Here is a 6,996-nt window from a genome sequence, read left to right on the forward strand (position 1 = left end):
GCCGAGCTCGTTGAGGCCGAAATCCAAGCCGAAGCGGAGAAGAATCTATGGACGCAAGACGAGCTTGAGAGATACAAATACAAGTATCTACAAGTGCTTAACCTAAGCGAGATGATTCCGATAAAAATTGAGTTTGTAAACAACGGCCCGACTATGCACCCCGGGCCTTTTGACAAGATGATAGATATGAAAGTCGGCAACAAGACATACGAACCGGCAGACTATGACAAACGCCTTAACTTCCCATTCCAAGGTGAAAAAGAAGGGCTGGTGTTCTTCAATCGCTTTGACCCAAAAACAGGAAAAGATATACTCGACGGACAAAAGCGAGTAACTATAACAATGAGCTCAGGAATAAGTTCAATGATAGCCGGACGCGGCAGAGAGGCCCGCTTCTTCTGGGACATCAACAACGACGACCCTAGCAAGCTCTACGCGGGGGCGACCGCGGCGCGGCTCGAGACCGACCGCCTTATCAAGCGCCTTGAAAATCTGCGCAAGGACAAGGAAGAAGAAGCCGCCAAGATGAAGGCCATCGACGACGAGATAAACACTATCCAGTCGCGCCTCGACGAGCTCGCCACTATCCAATAGCGCGCGGCATGGTTCCGGGGCGCGCGGCGCAGACGCTTAACCGTGCGCGTGAGACGGCGAATTTTGCCGTTGCGCGCGCGGTGCGGACGTTTGCCGCGCCGGCGGCGTCTTTTGGCGGACGCTGCATTCCGGTGCTTTCGGCACAAAAAGTCTCACGAGGGACATGTGCGCCCGATACGGCGTCACGCCTGGTATGAGAGCTTCTTTTCCAAAAGCTGCAAAGGCTGAATTATGTAGAGGTAAATAAACGACGCAGTTTATCGCCCTCACGTTTGACGGCCGGCTTGACGCCTTGAACTTCAGCAGCGTAGGCAAATCAACGGCGCAGCGCCATAAAGCGGCGCGTAGAATTTTTTTGTTCCCGTTGCTAAGAAATTTCGTGGCGGCGGCAATGGCATGTCGTTCTGCCGGTTGATTGCATCTTATACGGCGCGAAGCGCGGACGGACTTAAATATCCGAGCCTTCGCGCCGTATTTTTTTACTCCGCCGCGCGCTCCGGCGCATCGCAAGATGTTTTTTACGTAATAAATCACAAAATAATTTTGTTTTACATCTGGACATAACGCCTTGCAGTGATATAATGCGAGCGATGGTTAGTTATAACTAACTATATTTTGATACTAATTTATATCAGTCACGCAGGCGCGGCGATAGCGCACGGCTCTGTGTGTGTATGCAGTCAGCAGCGTGGAAGTTAGCTTTTGCTAATAAATTGTTTTAAGCAGCTTAAATTCCGCGGACGAGTCCGATGGCGGGAAAGCGAGGCGAATCCACCGAAATGCCAATAGGAGCGGCGCGGTTTTAAGGCGAGGGCGAATTGGGTAGGGGCATGGGCAAAATGATGGAATCCATCCCTGCAAGGAAACATTGGATACTTGTACATGTTTGCGCACACCCCCAAGAGTTATGCTTTCGCGATACACAGGTACAAACATATAGAAGATAGCAACATTTCGACTGAGATTCAAGGGGGAAACACCGATATGAGAAAATTTCTGGCTGTTCTGGCGATGGCTGCGATGACGGCCTTCGCCGCTCCGGCTTTTGCGGCAGTCAATCCTTTTATGGACGTCCCGCAGGGGCATTGGTCGTATGACGCGGTGGGGCTTCTGGCTTCGCGCGGCATCGTTTCCGGCTATCCAGACGGCGCTTTTAAGGGCGGTCAGCCCGCCACGCGCTACGAGATGGCTTCCATCGTCGCGCGCGCGCTCGTGACCGTGGATGCTGAGAAGGCGGGCAAGCAGGATATGGAGCTTCTAAAGAAGCTTGTTATGGAGTTCAAGGACGAGCTCGACGCGCTCGGCGTCAGGGTTGACTCGCTCGACAAGCGCGTCGGCGTGCTTGAGGAGCGCCTCGGCGGCTGGCAGGTCAACGGACAGGTCTGGTTTGACGCGCAGTTCGCGAGCAACAATGATCAGAACGAGAATTCATATTCAGGCGACGGCGCTTCTAAAAATCAGTTCGGCTTCTCGTTCGCGCGCTTCATGCTCACGAAGTACATCGACGAGAATACCTTCTTCTTCGCTCGCTTCAACTCCGACAGCTTCAGCGGCGATCTTAAGGGCTGGTACGCCGACCGCTTCTACGTCCAGATGAAGCTGCCCTGGGACGTCACATTTACGCTCGGACGTCAGGTCTCCGACTGGGAGGGCGACGCGGAGCTGTATCACTCGATTATGGGCGAGCCTGAGGGCGGAGTCTGGAAGGATCAGACTTACGACGGGTTCAACTTCCAGAAAAGCTTCGGCATGCTCGACGCCGAGGTCCTCGTCGGACGCAACGACGATATGATCACAGACAGCTACTCAAGCGCAACCGAGGGCCTTTTCAGCGACCCGGATAAAACAGGAAATACGAATTCTTTCATGGAGTACGGCCTCAAACTGCAGGCCAACTTCAGCGAGAACTTCCACCTCGGCGTGATGGGCCTCTACTTCGACGCTGACAACATAGACGATTTGACGAATGTTGACCCGGCATACTCCGGCATAATCGCCGGAGACGCGCTCGACGTGCAGCAGTACGGCGCGTACTTCGGCTACAGCTTTACTCCCGCTATAGCGCTGCGCGGCTACTTCTACTGGCAGAACCTCGACGACGGCTGGCGCGTCGCCGACGACAGCCCGACGACTTGGAGCGCCCTCCTCGACGTGAAGCAGGACCTCCTCAAATTCACCTCGCTGTGGGTGCAGTACATAGAGCAGGACAACTCGTTCATAGGCCCGCGCGCCGCGAACCAGTACCCGACGATAGCCTCGCCGGGCCTCGACGGCCCAGTCGGCGCGGACGGCACGAACAAAACGTGGCTCATCACCGCGGAGCAGCAGTGGAACGACAAGTGGAGCAGCTTCCTGCAGTACGTAACGACCGACTGGGATTCCTCCGCTTACGACGACACGGACCAGTATTCGATAGGCATCGGCTATCAGTACTCGCCCGCCATCAAGTTCTGGCTCGCCTATAACTACATCGACTACGGCGACAGGACCGACGGCGGCTACACCGGCAACGAGAGCGTAGTGCTCTTCCGCACGGCGATAGACTTCTAGCCAAAGCGTAAAAACACGGACGGAGCCTCCTTCATCGGAGGTTCCGTTTTTTTCGTCCGTCGCGCGGCAGAGAGTCACAGAGCCCTATATCTGCTCTTGTTGGTGTACTTGACGGAGGCGAGCAGTCCGAGTTGTTCGAATTTCACGACGAAGGCGCGCACGGTCGCGTAGGCGGCGCTTCGGAAATCGCGCTCCAGCGTCTTCGTCGAGAATTCTTCCGCGCCGTAGTACGACTGCACGAATTCCCACAGCTCGCGCTCTTTCGTCGTTATTTTCCCCTCTTTCATCAGTTCCGCGAAACGCTCCGCGCTTTCGCCCGTTTCACGAAGCGGCCCGATTTTTCCGTAAACTTCGCGCGCGAAGAACGAAAGGAACGGCGTTACGTCCAATATTCCCGTTATGCCGGCGTTGCGCAGAACGAGAGTAAACGCCTCGCGGTATTCCGCCCGCGCCGCGTTTACGCTGCGCGACAGCGGCACAGCGAGCGACGCATGATATCCCATGCGCGCGAGAACCCACAGATGTATCATGCGCGCGGCGAGGCCGGAGCGGCTTCCGATAGGGCGCGAGTGAAGCACAAAAAAATGTATCGCGGCGGCCTTGAGCAGCTCGTCAATATCGTCTTCTGAATTTACGAAATCTGTCAGAGCTTGAAGAAAATCCGAAATTTTACCGGCATTCTCAGACATTCCGGCTTTGCCGTGAACATTTCCGCCGGACGTATCTTCGCGTAACGCCGCCGGAGTTTCCGTCTCCGTCCGCCCGCTTTCGAGCGCCGGGGGCGGTTCAAGAAGCCGCAGCAGCTTTTCGGCATTGCGCTCCGTTATGACGTTCGCGTCGTCGGATATGAAGTCGAGCGCGAGCTTCATACAGTAAGCGAGATTTTCGCAGTACCCGGACGGAGCAGAGCCGTTGAGGATATTCCTGACATTCTCAAACGATACGTCTATCCCCTCAAGCGCTAGGGACGAGACGATCTCCTCCGCCATGGCGGCGAACGGATAAGGCCGCGCGTATCCGCCGTGCGTCATAAGAATCCTCGCGGCCTTGGCGCAGCTTCCGGCCTTGACGCGGATATAGGCGAACCTCCGCCCCGAGGCATCGCGCAGCGGCAGCTCCGTATAAGCGACATCGTTCAGCAGAGAGACGAACTCGCGGAAAGCCGCCTCTGAATATCTGCCGCGCATCCGCTCAAAATCGAAAAACCGTTCGTCGGAGAACATCCGGTGAAATTGTAAAAACTCCATATATTCCTCCCGCAGAGCGCAGAAAGGCGAAGCGCCGGAACGCGCTCCGCCTTCCCCATAAACCGAAGCGGGACAAAGGCGTAAAGCCCCCGTCCCGCGCTTTTACATATAACCGATATAACTGGAGCTCCCCAAGCCGCTACATGTTCTTCGACAGCTCGTCCAGACGCGACTGGATAGTGTTTATCTCGTCCTTGATGGCGTCGAGGCGCGCCTGCTCGGATGATTCGTCCTTACGGAGATTCTCGAGACGCTTGATAAGGCGGTCCGTCTCGATACGCGCCGCCGTCGTCCCCTGGTAGAGCTTTGTCGGGTCGTCGTTCGCGACGTCCCACTGGAAGCGCGTAGCGTTGCCGCGCGTAAGCGATGGGGAAATAGTGCCTCGCAGCTCGAGCGTAACACTCTTGACTCCCTCGAGAAGGTCTTTGCCAGTCTTTTCGTCGTAACGCGGAAAATAAATCAACCCTTCTTTTTGTCCCTGGAACGCGAAGTTGAAGCGTTTGTCGTAGTCAGCAGGCTTATAGCTTTTATTCTTGATTAGAAGCTTAACCATGATGTCAAATGGGCCGAGGTGCATCGTCGGGCCGTTGTTGATGAACTCTATCTGTATCGGTATCATTTCATCAAGTCTCAGCGCCTGGAGGAATTTGTACTTGTAGTCTTCCGTCTCCTGCTGGGTCCAGAGGTTCTTTTCAGCTTCGCGCTGTATGTAAGCCTCGATGAATTCCGCAGAATAATACGTAGCTTTTACCTCCATGTTGCTGATGTCGTCTTCTCTGTCGATGTATTTCACAGACTTCGTCCACCTGTCGAGCACCTGTTCAAAAGACGCAGCCGAGGCACAAGAGATGGCGGAGACGGAGAGGATTGCGGCGATAAGCAGCAGCGGTATAAACTTACTTTTTTTCAATGTTTTTCCTCCTGTGATATTTTTTATGGATTCTGAACTTGCGTGAGCAAGATAACAGGCGGTGATATTTCGCGCCCGCCGTTTGAAGGACGGCGTGTTTCAGATTTCTCCGGATACATATTGGAACCCGCTATCGGGGTAGACATTGCATTAAGACGTTTGCTCTTGGTGGTATAAAGCCGAGTTGTGTAAATACTTTTTACGAAGCGGCTTTGCCAGCCTTAGGACGAGGCTGGCAAAGAGCCATTAACAAAACAGAGGCCCGAAGGCCTCTGTTTTGTGTTTAGGTAGAGCTTATTATTGCGTTCAGCCTAGAAGTTGATAGCCGTACGGAACTGAATGACGTGATCCTTGTCGTTGAAGCCCTGCGTATTGTTATCGCCGTAGTCGACTTCATCGTAAGCGAGACGGAAGGCGATGGCGGGCGTGTACTGGTAGGTTACGCCGATGCCGTAGCCCTTCGCGTCGTCAAGTCCGTCTGTATCAAAGTCGGCCTGCTGATAGCGGAGGTAGCTGCTCCACTTGTCGTTCCATTTCTGCTCAGCATAGATGAAGAACAGATCGGAAGTGCCGTCGTTCCACGGCATATTGTCGGTGATGTTGGCCGCGTTGCCGGTGATAGCATCGAAGCTGTACGGGTTTCTCACTCCAACGAACGTGTTGTCGTGCTGCATGTACTCAAAGCGAAGTCCTGTGAACTTGAGAAGATCCTGTTTGATGTCGAGTACGGCTTTCCAAGCTGTCGGGCTGTCTTCAGTTGCACTGCCGATTCTCTCAAATTTGCTTGCATAATAACCATTCAGCATACCTTCATCCAGATCCTGCCAGTAGTAGATACCCTGAATGGCGATAGCCGGTGTGAAGTTATAGCTAAGATACGCGCTATAGGTTGACATATCCTGGTTATCAAACACAGGATCATCGCCATCTTCTACAACCCAGACGCCGTTGATGCCAAGGAAGAAGTTCTCACTGGGCTGCCATGTAAGATCAAGAGCATAGTGCATAAAGTTTGACTCAACACCATTGTCTGCTTTATCTTCATTATAGAATCCGGAATCAGAGTTGCGGCCTACAACGCCTCTCGCATAGAAATTGTTCCACTGCTTCGTGAACTGGAAACCGTCTACACGGTAGTCTCCGTAAATGGCATCGTTGTCGACGTAGAGACCGTGATCGGCTTCAAAGTCGAGGAAGAAACGTCCGACGCGGAACTGTATATCCCACGGAAGCATCGTGTCGACATAGACGTTGCGGAGGCGGAACGTACCGTCACCATAACCGAACCCGCCGCCCGAAGACTCAGAACCGCCGCGGAACTCAGCGTAGAAGCTGGTGTTCTCACTAATCTGCTTCGTGAGATAGAAGCGCATCTGTGACTTCTGGAAGGAATTGTCGTACCCTGTCTGTGTATAGCTCGTGTGGTCCTGATCTCCACCCGCGAAGTCGGCTTCGAAGTAGAAACGTCCGGCAAGCTTCCATCCGCCGAGGTTGTCCTCAAGCACCGCGACGCGCTTGTCGAGGGAATCGACCTTCACGCCGAGGGCGTCGAGCTCATCCTTGAATTCCATGACGAGCTTCTTGAGGAGCTCCATATCCTGCTTGCTGGCCTTTTCAGCGTCAACCGTCACAAGAGCGCGCGCCACTATCGACGCCATCTCATAACGAGTCGCCGGCTGGGCACCCTTGAATGCG

General features: G+C 54.2%; 5 protein-coding genes. 2 read left to right on the forward strand and 3 right to left on the reverse strand.

All coding sequences use genetic code 11. The features are described 5' to 3' along the window. Both B5F39_RS14325 and B5F39_RS13710 read left to right on the forward strand, forming a co-directional pair. On the forward strand, positions 1–594 hold a 594-nt coding region (locus tag B5F39_RS14325), incomplete at its 5' end, for a hypothetical protein (protein WP_087368667.1). A gap of 984 nt (positions 595–1,578) precedes the next feature. After that, complete coding sequence (locus B5F39_RS13710; protein WP_087368669.1) at positions 1,579–3,144, forward strand: S-layer homology domain-containing protein; 1,566 nt, start codon at positions 1,579–1,581, stop codon at positions 3,142–3,144. A gap of 74 nt (positions 3,145–3,218) precedes the next feature. On the opposite strand, the gene B5F39_RS13715 is transcribed toward B5F39_RS13710, so the two are convergent. The 3 genes from B5F39_RS13715 to B5F39_RS13725 form a co-directional block, all read right to left on the reverse strand. Next, positions 3,219–4,391, reverse strand: a complete 1,173-nt coding sequence (locus tag B5F39_RS13715) for a hypothetical protein (RefSeq protein ID WP_158096077.1) — start codon at positions 4,389–4,391, stop codon at positions 3,219–3,221. Positions 4,392–4,530: 139 nt separating this feature from the next. Then, the gene (locus B5F39_RS13720) at positions 4,531–5,301 is read right to left on the reverse strand and encodes a hypothetical protein (protein ID WP_087368673.1); all 771 of its coding nucleotides are present in this window, start codon (positions 5,299–5,301) and stop codon (positions 4,531–4,533) included. A gap of 311 nt (positions 5,302–5,612) precedes the next feature. Next, positions 5,613–6,996: S-layer homology domain-containing protein (locus B5F39_RS13725; RefSeq protein WP_239391307.1), on the reverse strand; the 1,384-nt coding region annotated here is incomplete at its 5' end.

Origin of the sequence: Cloacibacillus sp. An23, assembly GCF_002159945.1 — a bacterium.
GTDB lineage: Bacteria > Synergistota > Synergistia > Synergistales > Synergistaceae > Caccocola.

What these genes read in the sequence shown, in the direction of transcription:
- B5F39_RS13710 (WP_087368669.1), top strand. Translation starts at nt 1,579, where the DNA reads ATGAGAAAATTTCTGGCTGTTCTGGCGATGGCTGCGATGACGGCCTTC.
- B5F39_RS13715 (WP_158096077.1), bottom strand. Translation starts at nt 4,391, where the DNA reads ATGGAGTTTTTACAATTTCACCGGATGTTCTCCGACGAACGGTTTTTC.